This window comes from Jutongia sp. (assembly GCF_057878315.1).
Window position 1 is genome coordinate 1 of the sequence record NZ_DBLXSO010000020.1, and the last position, 17,806, is coordinate 17,806.

15 protein-coding genes are annotated in these 17,806 nt (G+C 45.6%); 12 read left to right on the forward strand and 3 right to left on the reverse strand.

Translation table 11 applies throughout. From position 1 onward, the window contains the following. Positions 1 to 171 precede the first annotated feature (171 nt). On the reverse strand, positions 172 to 1,059 hold the full coding sequence (locus ACZLMD_RS06445; protein ID WP_118561192.1) for a DegV family protein: 888 nt from the start codon (positions 1,057 to 1,059) through the stop codon (positions 172 to 174). A gap of 249 nt (positions 1,060 to 1,308) precedes the next feature. On the opposite strand from ACZLMD_RS06445, the gene ACZLMD_RS06450 reads away from it, so the two are divergent. The 10 genes from ACZLMD_RS06450 to ACZLMD_RS06495 all read left to right on the forward strand — a co-directional run bounded on the left by ACZLMD_RS06450 (position 1,309) and on the right by ACZLMD_RS06495 (position 12,280). Continuing rightward, positions 1,309 to 1,953, forward strand: coding sequence for a YoaK family protein (locus ACZLMD_RS06450; protein WP_118561201.1), 645 nt, complete (start codon positions 1,309 to 1,311; stop codon positions 1,951 to 1,953). 325 nt (positions 1,954 to 2,278) lie between these two features. After that, positions 2,279 to 3,700: an Ig-like domain-containing protein gene (locus tag ACZLMD_RS06455; protein WP_482522479.1), complete on the forward strand. Its 1,422-nt coding sequence runs from the start codon at positions 2,279 to 2,281 to the stop codon at positions 3,698 to 3,700. Positions 3,701 to 3,838: 138 nt separating this feature from the next. Further along, entirely contained in the window at positions 3,839 to 4,696 is an 858-nt protein-coding gene (locus ACZLMD_RS06460; protein ID WP_243100648.1) for an Ig-like domain-containing protein, read from the forward strand. Between the two features lie 12 nt (positions 4,697 to 4,708). Next, complete coding sequence (locus ACZLMD_RS06465; RefSeq protein WP_489495383.1) at positions 4,709 to 6,319, forward strand: hypothetical protein; 1,611 nt, start codon at positions 4,709 to 4,711, stop codon at positions 6,317 to 6,319. Positions 6,320 to 6,332: 13 nt separating this feature from the next. Further along, positions 6,333 to 7,067, forward strand: coding sequence for a CpsB/CapC family capsule biosynthesis tyrosine phosphatase (locus ACZLMD_RS06470; RefSeq protein ID WP_022307086.1), 735 nt, complete (start codon positions 6,333 to 6,335; stop codon positions 7,065 to 7,067). A gap of 30 nt (positions 7,068 to 7,097) precedes the next feature. Further along, complete coding sequence (locus ACZLMD_RS06475; protein WP_118561184.1) at positions 7,098 to 7,883, forward strand: YveK family protein; 786 nt, start codon at positions 7,098 to 7,100, stop codon at positions 7,881 to 7,883. Next, positions 7,880 to 8,644, forward strand: coding sequence for a CpsD/CapB family tyrosine-protein kinase (locus ACZLMD_RS06480; protein WP_022307084.1), 765 nt, complete (start codon positions 7,880 to 7,882; stop codon positions 8,642 to 8,644). Before ACZLMD_RS06475 ends, ACZLMD_RS06480 begins: the two co-directional genes overlap by 4 nt. 107 nt (positions 8,645 to 8,751) lie before the next feature. Next, entirely contained in the window at positions 8,752 to 10,230 is a 1,479-nt protein-coding gene (locus tag ACZLMD_RS06485; protein WP_489495384.1) for a sugar transferase, read from the forward strand. A 124-nt stretch (positions 10,231 to 10,354) separates the two neighbouring features. Continuing rightward, positions 10,355 to 11,089, forward strand: coding sequence for a response regulator transcription factor (locus ACZLMD_RS06490; protein ID WP_482523520.1), 735 nt, complete (start codon positions 10,355 to 10,357; stop codon positions 11,087 to 11,089). A gap of 108 nt (positions 11,090 to 11,197) precedes the next feature. Continuing rightward, a complete protein-coding gene (locus tag ACZLMD_RS06495) occupies positions 11,198 to 12,280 on the forward strand; it encodes a sensor histidine kinase (RefSeq protein WP_489495385.1) in 1,083 nt (360 codons plus the stop codon). A 36-nt stretch (positions 12,281 to 12,316) separates the two neighbouring features. On the opposite strand, the gene ACZLMD_RS06500 is transcribed toward ACZLMD_RS06495, so the two are convergent. Further along, entirely contained in the window at positions 12,317 to 13,426 is a 1,110-nt protein-coding gene (locus ACZLMD_RS06500) for a glycosyltransferase family protein (protein ID WP_482523522.1), read from the reverse strand. 42 nt (positions 13,427 to 13,468) lie between these two features. Beyond that, positions 13,469 to 15,397 (reverse strand): O-antigen ligase family protein, encoded by a 1,929-nt coding sequence (locus ACZLMD_RS06505; RefSeq protein ID WP_482522293.1) that lies wholly within the window; start codon positions 15,395 to 15,397, stop codon positions 13,469 to 13,471. Positions 15,398 to 15,628: 231 nt separating this feature from the next. On the opposite strand from ACZLMD_RS06505, the gene ACZLMD_RS06510 reads away from it, so the two are divergent. Continuing rightward, positions 15,629 to 16,312 (forward strand): GntR family transcriptional regulator, encoded by a 684-nt coding sequence (locus ACZLMD_RS06510; RefSeq protein ID WP_118561174.1) that lies wholly within the window; start codon positions 15,629 to 15,631, stop codon positions 16,310 to 16,312. 60 nt (positions 16,313 to 16,372) lie between these two features. Next, a complete protein-coding gene (locus ACZLMD_RS06515) occupies positions 16,373 to 17,803 on the forward strand; it encodes a sugar transferase (RefSeq protein WP_482523523.1) in 1,431 nt (476 codons plus the stop codon). Positions 17,804 to 17,806: the final 3 nt, after the last annotated feature.

The following is a 17,806-nucleotide window of genomic DNA, read 5'->3' on the forward strand; positions in this document are numbered from 1 at the left end:
GGTTTCGTCAGATATACTGAGGCAAAAATCTATAATAATTTTCCTCGGACATAAGAAATAGTATGGGCGCAATCAACTAATCGGTGTGCGAAGTTTGAGTTTAATGAAAATAAGAACGTCTCCGAGTTGTTTTGCTCGGAGGCGTTCTTTGAAAATATCGTTTTCACAGACTTATTCGGTACGTTCCTTTCCCCAGAAGAACAGAGCTACGGTTCCCGGACCGGTATGACTTCCGATCGTGGTACCGATATAATTGATCTCAACATGTCCCTTTAAATGTGGAAATGTCTGCTCAACCTTGTCGGCAACGGTTTTGGCATCTTCATAGCAGTCGGAGTGGGAGATAAAACATTTATCGGCATAATCCAGACCGTTCTCTGCATTTTCTTTCATACGTTCCACAATCGCTGCGATGACCTTTTTCTTGCTGCGGATCTTGTAGCGCGGGATCAGATGACCGGTGTTGTTGACATTTAGCAAAGGACAGATGCCAAGAACCGTTCCGACAGCACCGGAGGTCTTGGAGATACGTCCCCCTTTTACATAGAAGGAAAGATCTGTAGAGAAGAACCAGTGCTGTGCGTTTAAACGGTGATCCAGCGCAAACCGGCGAACCTCATCAATATCCTTTCCCTCATCACGCAGATCGGCAAGCTTATCCATCAGCAGTCCGTAGCCGGAAGAAGCGGATAAAGAATCGACAACATATATTTTACGATCCGGAAATTCTTCGCGGAGAATTTCGGCAGCAATGTTAGCGGAATTGATCGAGCCGGAGATGCCGGAGGAAAGGGTCAGATGGAGAATATCAAGACCCTGCTCCAGAAATTTGCGGAAATAGGATTCATATTCGTCTGCATTGACCTGCGATGTTTTGGTGTCCGAACCGGTTGCCATGCGGTGATAGAAATCCTTAAAATCCATGGATTGTCCCAGATCATCTGCGTAAGCGGTTCCGTCCAGCTCGTAGTGAAAACAGATATAAGAAATATTGCGTGCTTCAAACTGTTCCTTGGAAAGATCAGCCGTTGAGCAGCAACTTAAAATATATTGATCCATATTGACCTCCTTTAATGCGTGATTTATGCATAATTACATAAATTATACCATGAATTCATCAATCATACAAATAACTTCTGTGTATCCTGCCATAGGCGGAAAGTATCAGTGGCAGCATTGACAGTGAGATTTTGTATAGTTATACTTCTATAGGCGTAATTAGTCATTTTTATATCATGAAAGAAAAGAGGTTGTTGCCAAGTGGCAAAGAAGGAGTTCAAGCTTGCGGAATTTCTGCCGCAGAGGCAGATGTCGGAGGCGTTCATCAATTCATTTTTTCTGGCATTGTCCGGTGGATTTCAGGACGCATATACATATAACTGCAGGGACGAGGTTTTTTCGAATGCACAGACGGGAAATGTTGTTCTTATGAGTCAGCATTTTATGGAAGGAAGATGGTACGAAGGGCTGCGTTATCTGTTGCCGCTTCTCGCGTTTGCGGCAGGAGTGCTTCTTGCGGAAAATGTTCAGTACCGTTACCGGAATGCAAAGCGGATTCATTGGAGACAGGGAATTTTGCTGGCAGAGATTGTGATATTGGCAGTGGTCGGTTTTATACCGCAGACGTATAATATGGCGGCGACAATATTAGTTTCCTTTGCCTGTGCCATGCAGGTGCAGTCGTTTCGGAAGGTCGGTGGATATTCGTATGCAAGCACGATGTGTATCGGTAATCTGCGGAGCGGTATGGCGGCGTTATCTTTATATGCAAGGGAACATAAGAAGGAGCAGCTTCGACAGATGGGATATTATTTTGGTGTGATCGCGACATTTGCGATTGGAGCCGGTATTGGAGGAATTACTTCCTCGTATTACGGTATTCATGTGATCTGGATTTCCTGTGTTCTTTTGGTGGTCAGCTTTGTATTGATGTCTCTGGAAAAGCTGAAATAGAAGTCGTTGTTGTGGAAAAGCAACAAATAGTAAGCGTGTTTATATAAAATATGTCATATATGTGTCAGATGAAATTGGTCATAATGTGCAGTTTGTTGGTTTTTTTTGAGAAAAAAAGAAAAAAATAGATGAAATTCACAAAACGAATCAATTGGCTGGGTGTTATCTTGACAATTGATATTCGATCAACTAAAATAAGTTTCGAAAATTGTTATATTAAACAACAAAATGCCTATCATTAAAATACCGATGGAGAAGAGATGAGATTTATCAGATTCAGTCTGGTATATCAGGGTGAGGGGCATAAATGTTAGGAGGCAAAACGATGAGAAGTAAGACAATCAAGAAAGCGATTGCTACAGTAGCCGCTGCAGCAATGGTAATCACATCAATCGTTCCTGCAGCACCGGCTCAGGCAGCGGTTAAGGCAAAGAAGCTCACAGTAAAGACAAAGAAGATCGTTCTTTACAAGGGCGCAGCTGCAGGTTATGGTTCAAAGCAGCTTAAGGTAACTGTAAAGCCTAAGAAGGCAAAGGTTACATACAAGATCAACAAGAAGAAAGTAGCTTCTGTATCTAAGAAGGGTCTTGTAAAGGCTAAGAAGCCGGGTAACGCTAAGATCACAATCAAGTCTGGCAGCAAGAAAGTTGTTGTAAAGGTTGTTGTTAAGAAAATCAAGAAGAAAGTAACAAAGGTTACAGCAACAAAGAACATTACAGTTAATGTTGGTGCAAAGCAGAAGATCAAGACATCTGTAAAGCCTAAGAAGGCTACACTCAAGGCTCTTGCATTCACATCAAATGCAAAGAAGATCGCTAAGGTTAACGCTAAGGGTGTTATCACAGGTATCAAGGCCGGTAATGCTAAGATCACTGTAAAGGCAGTGGACGGAAGCAAGAAGAAAGCAACTGTTGCAGTTCTTGTCACAGGTGCAGCTATCGCATCTAATCCTGCAATTACAACAGGTCCTTCCGTAACAACAGCTCCTACAGTAGCACCTACAGCTACAGTAGCTCCTACAACAGTTCCTACTGTTGCTCCAACAGCAGCACCTACAGAGACACCGGTAGTGTCACCATCTACAAGCCCAGTAGTGTCACCGTCTACCAGCCCGGTAGTATCGCCATCTACAGAGCCAACAGCAGCACCGATTGAGACAATCGCTCCTGTTGTTAAGGATAATGGTGATCTGAGTTATAATCTTCCGGCTCTTGCTGAGGGATCTTCTTACAAGGTAAGCTTTGGAGAGGGTAACGATGCTGAGATTACAGCAGGCGCTGTTGCAGCAATCGAGACAATCCGCGACAGATTTGAGGCAAGTGCCCAGAAGGATGCTGTTAAGGCAGCTGAGTCATTCGTATCAAAGGCATATGACAACAAGGCGTTTGGTGGATTCGTTGTAAATAAGGAAGCTGGAAAGGATACAGCAGTTGTTTCTTACAATGGTAAGGACTACAATCTGACTGTTAAGGCTGACGGAGATGTTGCTAAGGTTGCTGTTGAGGGTGAGTTCTCTCTGACAGTTAAGGGTGCAAACGGATCTTATACAGTAAGTGACCTTAAGGTTGGTTCTGTAGAGGGTAATGGTGCATACGCAGCTACCGTAGCCGTTGCAGAGGATGGAACTGTTACAGCTACTATCACAGGCGCAGCAGGTGCTTGCACAGTGACTGTTCAGAATGGTAATGTAACATTGGATATCGCAAAGGCAGTTCAGGAGAAGTACGGATTCGTTATCTCAAAGTAATATCCAAGCGTAATAAGTAAACATGACAGGATCGTTACGTTTGTAACGATCCTGTTTTCATGAAATGATGATTGTTAAACTTCGAAATGGGGATAGAATATGGTGAGGGTTAGCAGAAAAGCAGGATGTATTCTTTTGGTGATTGCATTGCTTTGTCAGTTTAATGCTGCTTCGTCGGTCTGCCATGCCGGCAAGAAAGCTCTTTGGTTTAATACCACTAAAAAGACGATCACGGCAGGAAAAAGCTTCCGGCTTAAAGCAAAAGGAAAAGCGGCAAAGGGCAGATTAAAGTGGCGCAGCAGTAATAAGAAGATTGCTTCTGTTACAGCGAAGGGTAAAGTGACCGCCAAAAAGACCGGCAAGGTGAAAATAACGGTTCAGTCTGTAAAGAAGCCATCGCTAAAGGCTGTTTGTACCGTGACGGTGAAAAAGAAAAAGACGGCTGTACCGACGGAAAGCAGTAAGCCGGATTCGTCTGCAGCACCGGCGCCGATATCAACGTCACCGGCGGCAGCGACAGCGACAGCAGGTGTATCGTCAGCACCACAGGTAACACAGGAGCCGGCTGCTCCGACAGCAACCGTGTCACCGGTGCCTGCAGATGTCTCCACTCTGGTGGTTTCTACCAGTCTGGTGGAAAAGGACGGTATGACGATGACAGCGTATTTGATCAATAAGCAATATTATGGGAATATTACCGTTTGCTTAAATGGAAAGACGTATACCAAGAAAACAAGTGGAAGAAATCTTCTGTTCACGCTTGCGACCGGGGCAACCGGTGGCACTCCGGAGGTGAATCACGATGGCACGATCCGTGTCAGCAGGGAAAGTACCGATCTGGAGTACTGGACAGTAGAGGATCTGGAACTTCAGAAGACATATTATCTGAAGGGCGATCTGCAGAATGCCATAGATCCTTCTGTGGCAGACTGTGGAGTTGTTTATGTTCAGGGGGATGTTCGTTCTGATGTGCAAATATATACAAATGAACAGTAGGAAAGGGAAGTTATGAAACGCAGATTAACAGGATTAATAATTGGAATAGCGGCTTTTGCCCTAAGTGCTGTCAGTGTACAGGCAGGGGAGATCAATGCAAATGAGCAGAGTCTGATCTCTGCGGTGTCCCAGTCGTTTTCTTATAACGGTGCCACATATGTTGTGAAGAGCTCCTATATTGGGCAGGGACAGGCAAAGCTTGCGCAGGACGGTGTAGATCTTTCGGCGGCACAGGCACAGGGATACATTTCACAGTTCCATGGAAGTTATCAGGAGCTGGTACAGGAAGGATATTGTGATCTGATCTCAGAGGCGCCGGCATCCGGTAATGATACAGCAACACCGGAACCGGAGCATTCCAAGAAGGAAGAGGCGAAGAATAAGCTTTTATTAAAGACAATCTTAGGAAAGCCGGGGACAAAGTCTGACGACAGCAAAAGTGATAAGACAGAGACACAGCAGATGGATGCTCAGACTGCCACGGCCACACCGGCAGCGGATCAGTCTTCTACCGGTGTGAATAACTGGGGTAAGGAAGAGGATCTTGGCAATTCCATCGGCTTTGAGGATGTGGACAGAGAGCAGGCAAAGCAGGGCAAAGTGACGATCTCAGGAAATGGATCAGCTTTTACTGTTCAGAATAACAATACCGATTCTAAAGACGACAACAGTAAAGCACAGGATGTGAAGGATAACTTTTTAAGTAAGATTGTTCATATTTCATTATGGAAAATTCTTTTCTGGGTGATTTCAGGAATTTCAGTTGCAGCAATTGCTGCTGTCGTATATTATATTGTTATGATCAAGCGCCAGCACAAAAAGAACCGCAGACTTCGTGGAATTATTGCAGCAGGAGTAGGTGTTTCTGCCGGTGGATGGACGCTTCTTCTGATGGTTGCATTGGGATTATATTTTGGAGCATACAATAATAATTCCATTCAGCGCCAGTTGATGGAGAGTGACTATTTCCTCGGGGTGACTCAGATGATCCGCGAAACGGCACAGGGACAGCTTGAGGAAGCAGGCTATGATGGAAAGATTGCCTCTGAGGTTTATACATTGTCCAGTGTATATATTGAGGAGAAGCAGTATATCAGCAAGGTTCTTGCCGGAGAAAAGGATGCTGCTGTTTCAACAGATGGCATTGAAAATGCCCTGAAAACTGAGGTGACAGGCAAGAGTGATGAGAGTAATCAGCAGATGATTGAGACGCTGAAGGATACCTATGAGAACATGCTTCAGTTCAAGCTGGGCAGAGTGATCTATGAGAGTCGCACATCATTCCTTGGATGGTTTTATCTGACCTGTATTGTCAGCATTATTATGCTGTTAGTATTTTTTATACTTGCATGCAGATTGTATGGTTATCCGCATAAGGCGGCACGCATTATGTGCATTTCCATTCTGATATCATCCTGTCTTGTTGCAGGAGGTGCAGTGCTTGCAAAATTATTAAAGGTGACCGCAAAGATTGAGGCAACGCCGGTATATTATCTGCAGTTCTTACAGAAATATGCTGCGTGGAGCATCAATGTACTGATGTATATGGGATGTCTCGGCATTCTTGTTGCGATCGCGCTGATGATATGGAAACGTTATCTGCATACGATCTATGCAGAGTAGGGAGGGAGATTTCATGGAAACCGGGTTTTATGACATACATACGCATATCTTACCAGGAGTAGACGACGGTTCCAAAAGTCCGGATGAATCAAAGCACATGCTTCAGATGGCATATGATCAGGGAGTACGCCATATTGTGGCAACACCACATTTCTCTGTGAAGGGAGATAATCATCCGGTAGATGAACTCAAAGAAAAACTTGCCCTGCTTCAGAAGCAGGCGGACGAAATTGATCATTCCTTTACTGTTTCGCTTGGTAATGAACTGTTAAACGGTCCGGGGATGGTGGAGGAGCTGCAGAAGGGTCGTGCATTGACGATGGCTGGAACACGCTATATTCTGGTAGAATTTCTTCCATCTGACAAGTATCAGGTGCTTTACCATTCACTGCATGAGTACATTATGGCCGGATATATTCCGATCATTGCTCATATGGAACGCTATGAAGCACTGTATAAGAACTATGACCATATCGAGGAGCTTGCCAAGATGGGATGTTATTTCCAGATGAATACGGAAAGTATTGTGGGTGGCTTTTTACAGCGGAGAGCTGCTTACCATCGTCGGTTGATTTTGGATGGCTACATCCAGTTTATGGGAAGTGACTGTCATGGAATGGATTATCGTAAGCCGCTGATGAAAGATGCTCTTCGATATTTCGGGCAGAATCCGGATGCAGAACGCATTCTTCAAAAGATTCTGAACAAATATCCGGAGACAATGCTGTCTGACAAATATATTGATTAATCGGGAGATTAGAAAGATAAGAGGGAATCTATGGAAAAACAGCAAGATGAAGAAATCGAAATTGATTTATTAGAACTTTTTGGGGTAGTGCGCGCCAGATGGTTCAGCATACTGATGACAGGTATCATCCTTGCAGCAGTAGCCGGGATCGGAACCATGTTTCTGATCACGCCGAAGTATCAGTCCACTTCAAAGCTTTATATCGTAGGACAGACATCGGCACTCACATCACTGACCGATCTGCAGGCGGGAGCCCAGTTGACACAGGATTATATGGTGCTCGTACAGAGCCGTCCGGTGTTGGAGACTGTGATTGACAATCTCAGACTGGATATGGAATATGAGACACTCAAGGGTATGGTATCACTGAATAATCAGTCCGATACACGTATTCTTGATATTACCGTGACAGCAGATGATCCATATATGGCAAAGGAGATCGTGGACGAGATCAGCGAGGTATCTGTATCCAGAATCGCAGCAATCATGAATGTGGATGAGCCGACAACAGTAGAGTACGGTCATCTGGAGAACAGTCCAAGCAGTCCGAATACCAAGAAGAATATTGCTATCGGCGGTCTTTTAGGTCTCGTGGCAAGTGCCGGCTTTATCGTGCTGATGTATCTGTTAAATGATACGATCTGCAGCGAGGATGACGTTGAGAAGTATCTTGGTCTGAATAATCTGGGTGTCATTCCGATCGAGGAGGGCGCAATGGAACAGATGATGAAGGATAAGAGAAAACGTAAAGGTCATTCCGGTGGAATTTGGAATCGTCTTCTGTTAGGACAGCGTTCCAGGAAAGGAAATGGGTGAGAAGGTTGGCAAAGGTAAAGTTTGAAGGACGAAAGAAGTTAGATTATCGTGTCGATGAGGCATATAAATCACTTCGTACCAATGTCCAGTTCAGTGGATCAGGCGTTCAGGTAATTGATTTTACAAGCTGTACGCCAAACGAGGGTAAAAGTAGTGTGGCGTTCAATCTTGCCGTATCCTTTGCGGAGAGTGGCAAACGTGTTATCATGATCGATGCCGACATGAGAAAGTCTGTGCTGGCAGGACGATATAAGGTCGGAAGTGTGGATGCCGGACTTGCTCATTATTTATCCGGACAAAAGACGCTTGATGAAGTATGTCTGAATACAGATATCGATGGGATGGATATTATTTTTTCCGGTCCGTTTGTGCCAAATCCGGCAGAGCTTTTAGAGAGTACACATTTTCATGATCTGATTAAATACTGCAGAGAGAATTATGATTATGTGCTGATCGATACGCCGCCTCTTGGCTCTGTCATCGACAGTGCGATTGTTGCCAAGGAGTGTGACGGAGCAATCATCGTAGTTGAGGCAGATGCAATCAGTTATCATTTCGTACAGAATGTTAAGAACCAGCTTGCAAAAAGCGAGGTTAAGATTCTCGGAACAGTGCTTAACAAGGTTCCGATGGGTGGAGGAAAGTACGGATATGGTAAATATGGCTACGGCAAATACGGTTATGGAAAGTATGGTTATGGGAAGTACGGTCAGTATGGGCAATATGGGGAGTATGGTTCATATGGTCATGAAGATAAGTAAGATTCCCATAGCGTTGCGTACGATAGGGGGATATACAGCAGGATAATAAATTCTGCGTAAGTGGCAGATGTGCTGTGTGTGACAATTAAAGTGGGAGGTGTGATCACATGTATGTGAGAAGAGAAAAAAGCTGGCTGAAACATTTGGATTTCGGTATATTGGATGTCATCAGCATTATTGTGGCATTTTATATTGGATATGTCTGCAGGCATGGTGCTGACAGTGGTATGGCAAACTATTATGTCAGACTGCTTTGTATCCTGATTGTATTGGATATCTGTGTATCCTTGATCAGATCCAGTCATACCGCAATCGTGCGGAGAAGCTATCTTCGGGAGATGTTAGAGTCTGTGACACATTGTGTGTCGATTGACGGTATGGCGTTATTCTTGTTGTTCCTGATGCAGGAGATAGGAATTTATTCCAGAGAGAGTCTTCTGATTTATTTTGTATTACATGTTATTTTTACATATATTCTGCGCTGTGTGCGCAAGCATATGCTTCGAAAGAAGATGACATGCAATCCGAATGTCGAGCAGATGCTGATCTTTACGAACCGTGATGGGGCTGAGCAGTGTGTCCGTGAGCTTTCACAAGACGAATACAGAAATTATCAGGTCATCGGTGTTGTGCTGATGGATGATATTTATGAATCTGCGGATCAGACTGCTGCAGTGTCCGGAGCTGATCAGGATGCATTAAAGGTTATGCAGGAAGCGGCGGCAACAGAAGAGATCGAGGGAGTGCCGGTTGTTTCTGATTACCATGGTGTCAGAGATTATCTGATGGAGCATGTGGTAGACAGCGTTTTTTTGAATGTGCAGCTTGACAGCCGCAAAAGCCGCCGTCTGAATCATGAGCTGATCCGTGCCGGTGTTACGGTTCATATAAATCTGGTTCGTGTGCCGGATGATATTCCAAACCGCACAGTGGAGCGTCTGGGCAATTACACGGTTCTTACAACAGGTCTTCATCTGGCGAGTGCGCGTCAGGTAATGATGAAACGTTTGTTGGACATTGCAGGTGGACTGGTGGGAAGCTTTCTCACCGTGCTTATCAGCATTTTCATTGGACCGGTGATCTATCTGCAGTCTCCGGGACCAATCTTCTTTAAACAGACCCGTGTTGGTAAGAATGGTCGTACCTTTGAAATTTATAAGTTCCGTTCTATGTATATGGACGCAGAGGAACGTAAGAAAGAGCTGATGAAAGAGAATGAGATGGATGGTCTGATGTTTAAGATGGAGGACGATCCGCGAATCATTCCAATCGGAAAGTTTATCCGTAAGTATTCCATTGATGAGCTGCCGCAGTTTTTCAATGTACTGAAGGGAGATATGAGTATTGTTGGTACAAGACCGCCGACAGTGGATGAGTACGAGCAGTATCATGTACACCATAAGGGACGTCTCGCCTCCAAGCCGGGTATCACCGGACTTTGGCAGGTCAGTGGTCGCAATCAGATCACGGATTTCGAGGAAATCGTGGAGCTTGATACAGATTACATTATGAAGTGGTCTGTCAGCGAGGATATCCGTATTATCCTTAAAACAGTGCGTCTGGTTGTTGCAGGAGACGGCGAATAATGATATGTTAATAAGAGTATGTGAGTCTTGTTTGGGATTGCCGGAGAAGACCACATGCTCTTTTCTTTAATGTATGGGAAAAGGAAAATGCCGGTTATGAGCAGACGATGTTCAGAAATGGGGAATGATGATGCAAGAGAGCAGAAAAGTTTTATTTATTGAGGATGATGATACACTTGCGATGGGGACATCATACGCTCTGTCGAGCGAGGGGATTGATGTGACGCGTGTGTCTGACTGTGCCGGTGCGAAGACGTGCTGGAGAAGACAGGGGGATCAGTTTGATCTGGTGCTTTTGGATGTGATGTTGCCTGACGGTGATGGCTTTGCCCTATGTGAGTGGTTCAAGGGAGAGAGAGAGGATATCCCGGTGATCTTTTTGACGGCACTGGAGGATGAGGGCAATGTGGTTCATGGACTGCAGTATGGTGACGATTATGTGACGAAGCCGTTTCGGACGAAGGAACTGATCGCAAGGATCTACGCAAACACCAGGAAAGCAGGTCGGGAGAAATTAGTGCCGGTACAAAAGGAGACGGGGACATTCAATGGAGGATATAACAATGGAGAGCTTCGTCTTGATGAGGATACGATGAGTGCGTACCGTGGACAATTGCGGATGGAGCTGACCTTAAGTGAATATCGTTTATTTCAGGTGTTTATGCATCACATCGGACAGATATTGACCAGAGAGCAGCTGATGGAACGCCTGTGGTCAGTCGATGAGGCCTTTGTGGATGACAATACGCTGTCCGTCTATATGAGGAGACTGCGGCAGAAGCTTGATGCAGGAAGAGAGATATCCTGCATTACGACAATACGCGGTGTGGGGTATCGGATGGAGTCACTGAAGGAGTAAAGAACCGGAGGACAGGTCCCGAAGGTGCAGCTAACGATGGAAGAAGGAATTGGAAGGCAGAGGAAGACGCCGGACAACGATGAAAGAAAGGATTGAAGGCAGGATAAAATGCAGGAAAGAGCAGTCAGATTTTATTTATGGAGCAGTATCCTTCTGACCGGGACATGCAGTGGCGCAGTATATCTGATATGTCGTGTGATGGTGGGAAATATGCAGACGGATCTTTGTCAGAGAATTACTTTGCTGGCGGGTCTTATTGTATTATGGATATACGGGGGCTGGAGTCTTAGCAGACTCAGTAGACAAGTGGACCGGACCGGGGATGTGCTGGAGGAGATTCTCGCAGACAGCGCTAGGGAGGAGGAAATTCGTCAGCCGGAAATGGTGTGGGAAGAGAAGTTGTTTCACCGATATCAGGAAGGCGTTGTCGGACGGCTGGAAAGCCATCTGTTGGAATGTGTTCATATATTGGGACAGAGAGAAGTGTCGCATCATGCAGAGCAGAGATATTTAAAAGAGATGATGACAGATATTTCTCATCAGATCAAAACCCCGCTGGCATCGCTTCAGGTGTTTTTGGACATCTTTGAGAAGGAGCTCACGAAGCCGCCGATGTCGGATATGGTTGTGCAGGCACGAAGACAGGCAGACCGAATTCACAGGCTGGTGATGGGGCTTTTGAAGCTGACACAGCTTGAATCCGGGATGCTTCCGATGGAAAAGGAAGTCTGTAACCTGGAAATGATGTTGCGGGAATGTGGTCAGCTGGTGGCAGATGGGTTCCGGGATAAACAGCTTCAAATCCATTATCACGGAGCGCATGATTGCAGGGTATGGTGTGAAAGGGAATGGATGACAGAGGCGTTTCAGAATCTGATCAAAAACTGTTGTGAGTATAGTCCGCAGGAAGGAACGCTACAGATCCTGTGGTCGGAGACGCAGATGGCATATATTGTGCAGATCAGCGATCAGGGACCGGGCATCGAGCAGGGCGAGCTCCCAAAGATATTCAACCGTTTTTACAGGGTTCACCGGAGTGGTCAGGAAGGCAGTCCGGAGGGTATAGGTATTGGGCTGGCACTTGCAAAGGAGATCGTGGAGCGGCAGGGAGGAACCCTTGTGGCATACAGCAGCACCGATGCACCAAGCTTTACCCGTTTTGAGGTAACTCTGTTAAAGAACTTGCATTGATCACAAAGCGGATAGGGCATGGGAAGGCTTTTAATGCTACTCCGGGAGACAGAGGATGCGGATGCGATCCTGTGCTGTCCGGGATACATGCCAGCGTTTGAAATACTGATGAGCTTCATCCAGATATTCCTGAGGAAGTCCGTTTTCGATACGCCAGATGTAGCGGCAGATCCTCTGGTAATGCAGAGGAAGCCAGCCTGCGGTCTGGGAACCGTTCTCCAATGGAAGGAATACTTCGTGAAGACCGGCTTCTGTCTCCTGCTGATAGATCTGTAAAAATACCGTAAGGATACAGAAAAGTTCATTGTCCTGATTTTGGGACAGATTCTCCTGTGTGAAATGAAGTGCCTCTTCGTAGTCGCGGAAGTCGATCATCGAGATCAGAGTGCTGACCGCATTGTCTCTGCTGACTGCGGTATTAGTGCTGCCATCCGTTGTCTGTGTCGCAATAAAGCGTTTACAGGCGTCAATCTCGACCTGATTATCCGGATAATATTCTTCGAGATAGGTCTTACGGTAGGTATGATAATCTTTCAGATTCTGTGCACCGCTGTCGTGCAGTACCCACGGTGTCTCCTGGTGTGGAACGGCAATGCGGTATCCGGCACGCGCAAATTCCTGACACTGGGACAGATCATAGAAATCCCATCCGGTAAACAGATCTGACCGCCAGAGGAAATCCTGTTGTGTCATCATAAGCAGTCCGTCGATCGCTTCAACAATAGCGAAGCTGCGGTTAGACGGAATCGGCACATCAAAATAATCATCGGAGGTTGTCAGCAGGTGGGAACGCAGTGCGCCGGTGCGCATTGGATTTGTCCAGATACAGCCGTTTTTGTGAAGCTGTTTCGTTCCAACCATACCGATCATACCGATCTGTGGGTTTTCCTGAAAGATTGCAAGTGTATCCTGAAGGAAGTTCTTATTAAGGATCAAAGCATCCTGATGAAGATATACTTTGTATTTGGCGTCGGTTTGAAGCATACCGGCATTGTAGCCCTCTGCCATGGAATTTGCACCGCGGATCGGCAGAACATTGACAACAAATTCCTCAGGAACCGTGAGCTGTTTGATATAAATCTCACACTCGTGAAGAGCGGACTCACTGTCGGTGCAAATAATAAAACTGACTTTTTGCGCATTCATATAGGCATCTTCCTTTCTGATCGATCATTATGCGGAATGTTATTATTTTCTCTTTTTCTTCTTTTTACTTTTATTATTTGACGGCTGGTTCGCTGCCGGTTCTGATGTCTCAAATACAAACGCCATGTCCTTTCGGAGCTTATAGTTGATGCCGAGCCCGATTCCGATCAGTGTGTAGAAGATTGGTGACAAAGCAACACAGGAATCGTTTGTCAGGCAGAGGATCAGGTACCCGATCACTGCACCAAGCACACCGACGCCGATAAAGGTCATATATTCGGAATAATGACATCTCCAGTAGATACGGATCGAATCGATCAGATACCAGCCGAAGAAGATCAGCAGTGCGATCAGTGAAAGCACACCGGTCTGCACACCAACCTGCAGATACATACAGTGCGGCTTGGTGATCAGCTCGTTGATATGACCGGAATTATACATGCCGACAAGGTCATTATTTGGAAATGCAATGATAAAGGTATCCGGACCGCTTCCGAGGAAGAAATATTTTTTCAGAAGAGGGATGGAACGATCCCACATGTAACCACGCATGTTGGCAAGCTTATAATGCTTGTCAAGATAAGGAACGCTCTCTTTGATCGTAGCAAGCTTCATCATAGCATTGTTGCCGCCGCGGCAATAGTAGCCGCTTTGTCCCTCTGTGTTCATCAGGTTGGAAAGATACCATGCATTGCCATCGATCGTAATCTCAAAACCATGGAAGGAATCATCCTGAACGGCTGCAAAGCTGAATGGGAAACGTGGGTCGGTGATATTGTTGGTCACACCGTCCTCTGCAAGTGCAAAACCAACTTCCTTGCCAGAGCCGTCTGTCAGCTCAAAATAGTCGGCTCCGTTTTTGTCCTGCAGCATCTTGATCACAAGCTGATCGTTTTTGGTGGTCTTGCCATTCTCTGCGGCGTTTCGCTCGGCAGACTGGTAGACAACCGTGACGTCATTCTCGTTTGTCTGGATCTCCTTGAGCGGATAATATTCTGCCTCAGAGGTAAACATCCCCTGCAGACGATTCAGCAAAACATTGTTGTTCATCGCATTGACGGCGAAGAAGGCGGCAATGATCAGAACGATACCGCTTGCCGCGATAATCCAGTTCTTGATGAAAACCTTTCTCATGCACAGAAGCATTACAATCAGTGAAACGGCAAGCGCAATGATACCGGCACGGGACTGGGATGCAAACAGGATAATAACGACGGCAACAAGTAATACGGCACTTGCAATACGCTGCCAGAACTTTTTGACGGCAAAGATCAGTGTCAAAAGAACCGGAATGGTAAGTGCAGCATAAAATCCAACATAGTTTGGATTATATAAGGTCATATAAGGACGCCCCTTTTCGAAGTTAAAAACGAGCTCTTCCTTGTAAGTAGACGGCTTGATCAGGCTCTGACCAAACTTAGTCTGGAAAAAGTCATGACCGAACGCCTGGGAAAGACCGAGGAATGACATGATGGCAATACCGATCATAAACCAGTTCATGGTTCGCTTCAAAGCCGATTCACTTTGCATGATAAAAAAGCTGTAGTAAACCATCAGACCGTACCCGAGAAGTACCCAGACAGATTCAAACTGCTCGAAGATTCCGTGGAAAGAGAAATAGGAATACTTGGATGCGATCGCAGAGAGAAGAGACAGTCCGCAGTAAACAGCGATCGGAATGAGCTGCTTGATCCAGATTGGATTCTTCTCAACGGCAAAGAAAAGATATATCAGGCAAAAGACCAGATAGCCACAGGTGATGATGATCCAGACCATTTTAAAATATAAGAAAAAGTCTGTGACATCCGTGTAGGTGGTAAACCACTCAAACTGGCCAAGATTGTTGTTATAGTTATGCATCATCGTGATCAGCGGAATGATCGCAAGAAATGCAATAATTGGAAGCAGCAGACCAAGAGGGAACTTTTCTTCCTTCTGGGGCTGTTTTCGTTTGTTTTTGTTGTAAGACATAATTTCCTCCAGATAATATTATATTTACTTCGTAAAGTAACTCTTTCTAATTATAAACGTTTTCTTATGATTTCTCAACCGAAAAAGGAAAAACAGTGAGAGTCTCTTCTTATGTGCGTCTTCTTATGTGTATAGGATTGCCCCCTTTTAAATTGTGATAAGATATGTTATGATAACGGCAATGGTTAAGAATTAAGGAGCCGGACAGAAGGCTTCGGAGTGAGGATAGATATGGATAATTATAATGGAGAACGAGAAATGCCGGACAGATATTCGCTGAGAGGTAAGGTCTTTCATCGCCTGAGAGAGGATATACTGTCTGGAAAGTATGCACAGAATGATGAGCTGAGAGAGGCGGCGATCAGTAAGTCCATGGGGGTTTCCAGAACGCCGGTCAGGGAGGCATTAAGACAGCTTGAGCTGGAGGGGCTTGTGACGATCATTCCCAACAAGGGAGCTTACGTTAATGGCATCACCGCGAAGGACATTTTTGATATTTATGAGATCCGCTCTTATCTGGAGGGGCTTTGTGCCAAGTGGGCGTGCCGCAATATTACGGAGGAGCAGCTTGACAATCTGGATGAGATCACATATCTGAGTGATTTTCATATCCAGAGAGAACACTGGGAACAGATATTTGAACTGGATAACCGTTTCCATCTGCTGTTGTACAAGGCATGCGGCAGTACGGTGCTGGAGCATATTCTGTCGGACTATCATCATTATGTGGAGCGTGTCCGTAAGAATACGTTGTCCTCGCAGGGGCGTGCCGGCAAAGCGGCCGAAGAGCACAAGGCTATCTTAAACGCAGTCCGCGAGAAGAACGAGGAGCTGGCAGAGAAGCTTGCCAATGAGCACATTTACCGTTCCCTGGAAAATATTAAGAAGCAGGGCATGGAAAATCTGATGAAATAGACAAAGAGCCTGCGAGGGCTCTTAATGCGATGACAGGGGAGAAACAGGGGAAAGATATCAATGGAAAAAGAAATGAAAAATTACGACCCTTATAAAAGGACAATCTTATTTTTTGCATCCTTGGTCAATATTATATTAATGACAGCAATTTTTGCGTATGCCTGGTATGGTTACTATGCATCGACCATGTACCAGCTGACCTTCTACCGCAAAGGACATTATGCACTGCTTGCTTTGTATGCGCTGCTGATGTTCTTCTTTTCGACCATGTACGGCGGACTCAAGATCGGACAGCTTCGCCGGATCGAGGTGATGCTGTCTCAGTATCTGAGTCTTTTGTTTACGAATATAGTAGCATATATGGTGATCTGCCTTCTGGCGTTTGGCTTTGTAAATCCGGGGCAGCTTTGCCTGGTATTTCTGGTAGAGATGATCGTTTCTACAATATGGAATGTGATCATTATCTATTTTTATAACCGTATTTTCCAGCCATGGAAGATCCTGCTGATCTACGGGGAACGTCCGGCCGCCGATCTGGTGTATAAGGTGGAGGCAAGAAGAGACAAGTATGCGATCTACGATGCGATCAATGTGGATGAGGGCATTGATGCGATCGCCGAGAAGATGAAGTCGTTTCAGGCGGTGATCATCGGTGATATTTCTGCCATCAAGCGAAATGATATTCTGAAATACTGCTATGCGCATAAGATTCGTGCATATGTGATTCCGAAGGTGTCTGATATTATTCTGATGGGAGCGGACCGGATCCATGTATTTGATACACCGTTTCTTTTGTCGAAGGGATATACGTTAAGCTTTGACCAGCGTTTTGCCAAGAGAACACTTGATCTGGTCATTGCCGTACCGCTTACGGTACTTTTATCGCCGGTGATGCTGCTGACGGCTCTTGCAATCAAGCTGTATGACAGAGGACCGGTATTTTACAGGCAGGTGCGCTGCACCAAGAACAACCGGGAGTTTGAGATCATCAAGTTCCGCAGTATGATCGTCAATGCAGAGAGCGACGGCGTGGCGAAGTTAGCCTCAGAGAATGACAGCCGTATCACACCGGTCGGTCATTTTATCCGCGCTACACGTATTGATGAGCTGCCGCAGCTGTTTAATATCATTCGTGGGGATATGTCCTTTGTGGGACCAAGACCGGAGCGGCCGGAGATCATTAAAGAATACTGTGAGAATATGCCGGAATTTGCATTCCGTACCAGAGTGAAGGCGGGACTCACCGGATTTGCTCAGGTCTACGGCAAATATAATACAACTCCTTACGATAAGCTGAAGCTGGATCTTTTCTATATTGAGAATTACTCCTTCTGGATGGATCTCAAGCTGATCCTGATGACCGTGAAAACAGTCCTGAAAAAGGACGCTACGGAGGGCATTGCCGAGGGACAGGTGACAGCGCAGAAGGATGTGGCGGATCAGGATCCGGAATCAGTCGAAGAAATTGTGAAGGAAATCGTGAAAAAGTAGCGG

What these genes read in the sequence shown, in the direction of transcription:
- ACZLMD_RS06475 (WP_118561184.1), top strand. Translation starts at nt 7,098, where the DNA reads ATGGAAAAACAGCAAGATGAAGAAATCGAAATTGATTTATTAGAACTT.
- ACZLMD_RS06515 (WP_482523523.1), top strand. Translation starts at nt 16,373, where the DNA reads ATGGAAAAAGAAATGAAAAATTACGACCCTTATAAAAGGACAATCTTA.
- ACZLMD_RS06455 (WP_482522479.1), top strand. Translation starts at nt 2,279, where the DNA reads ATGAGAAGTAAGACAATCAAGAAAGCGATTGCTACAGTAGCCGCTGCA.
- ACZLMD_RS06495 (WP_489495385.1), top strand. Translation starts at nt 11,198, where the DNA reads ATGCAGGAAAGAGCAGTCAGATTTTATTTATGGAGCAGTATCCTTCTG.
- ACZLMD_RS06505 (WP_482522293.1), bottom strand. Translation starts at nt 15,397, where the DNA reads ATGTCTTACAACAAAAACAAACGAAAACAGCCCCAGAAGGAAGAAAAG.
- ACZLMD_RS06510 (WP_118561174.1), top strand. Translation starts at nt 15,629, where the DNA reads ATGGATAATTATAATGGAGAACGAGAAATGCCGGACAGATATTCGCTG.
- ACZLMD_RS06465 (WP_489495383.1), top strand. Translation starts at nt 4,709, where the DNA reads ATGAAACGCAGATTAACAGGATTAATAATTGGAATAGCGGCTTTTGCC.
- ACZLMD_RS06500 (WP_482523522.1), bottom strand. Translation starts at nt 13,426, where the DNA reads ATGAATGCGCAAAAAGTCAGTTTTATTATTTGCACCGACAGTGAGTCC.
- ACZLMD_RS06445 (WP_118561192.1), bottom strand. Translation starts at nt 1,059, where the DNA reads ATGGATCAATATATTTTAAGTTGCTGCTCAACGGCTGATCTTTCCAAG.
- ACZLMD_RS06470 (WP_022307086.1), top strand. Translation starts at nt 6,333, where the DNA reads ATGGAAACCGGGTTTTATGACATACATACGCATATCTTACCAGGAGTA.
- ACZLMD_RS06450 (WP_118561201.1), top strand. Translation starts at nt 1,309, where the DNA reads ATGTCGGAGGCGTTCATCAATTCATTTTTTCTGGCATTGTCCGGTGGA.
- ACZLMD_RS06490 (WP_482523520.1), top strand. Translation starts at nt 10,355, where the DNA reads ATGATGATGCAAGAGAGCAGAAAAGTTTTATTTATTGAGGATGATGAT.
- ACZLMD_RS06485 (WP_489495384.1), top strand. Translation starts at nt 8,752, where the DNA reads ATGTATGTGAGAAGAGAAAAAAGCTGGCTGAAACATTTGGATTTCGGT.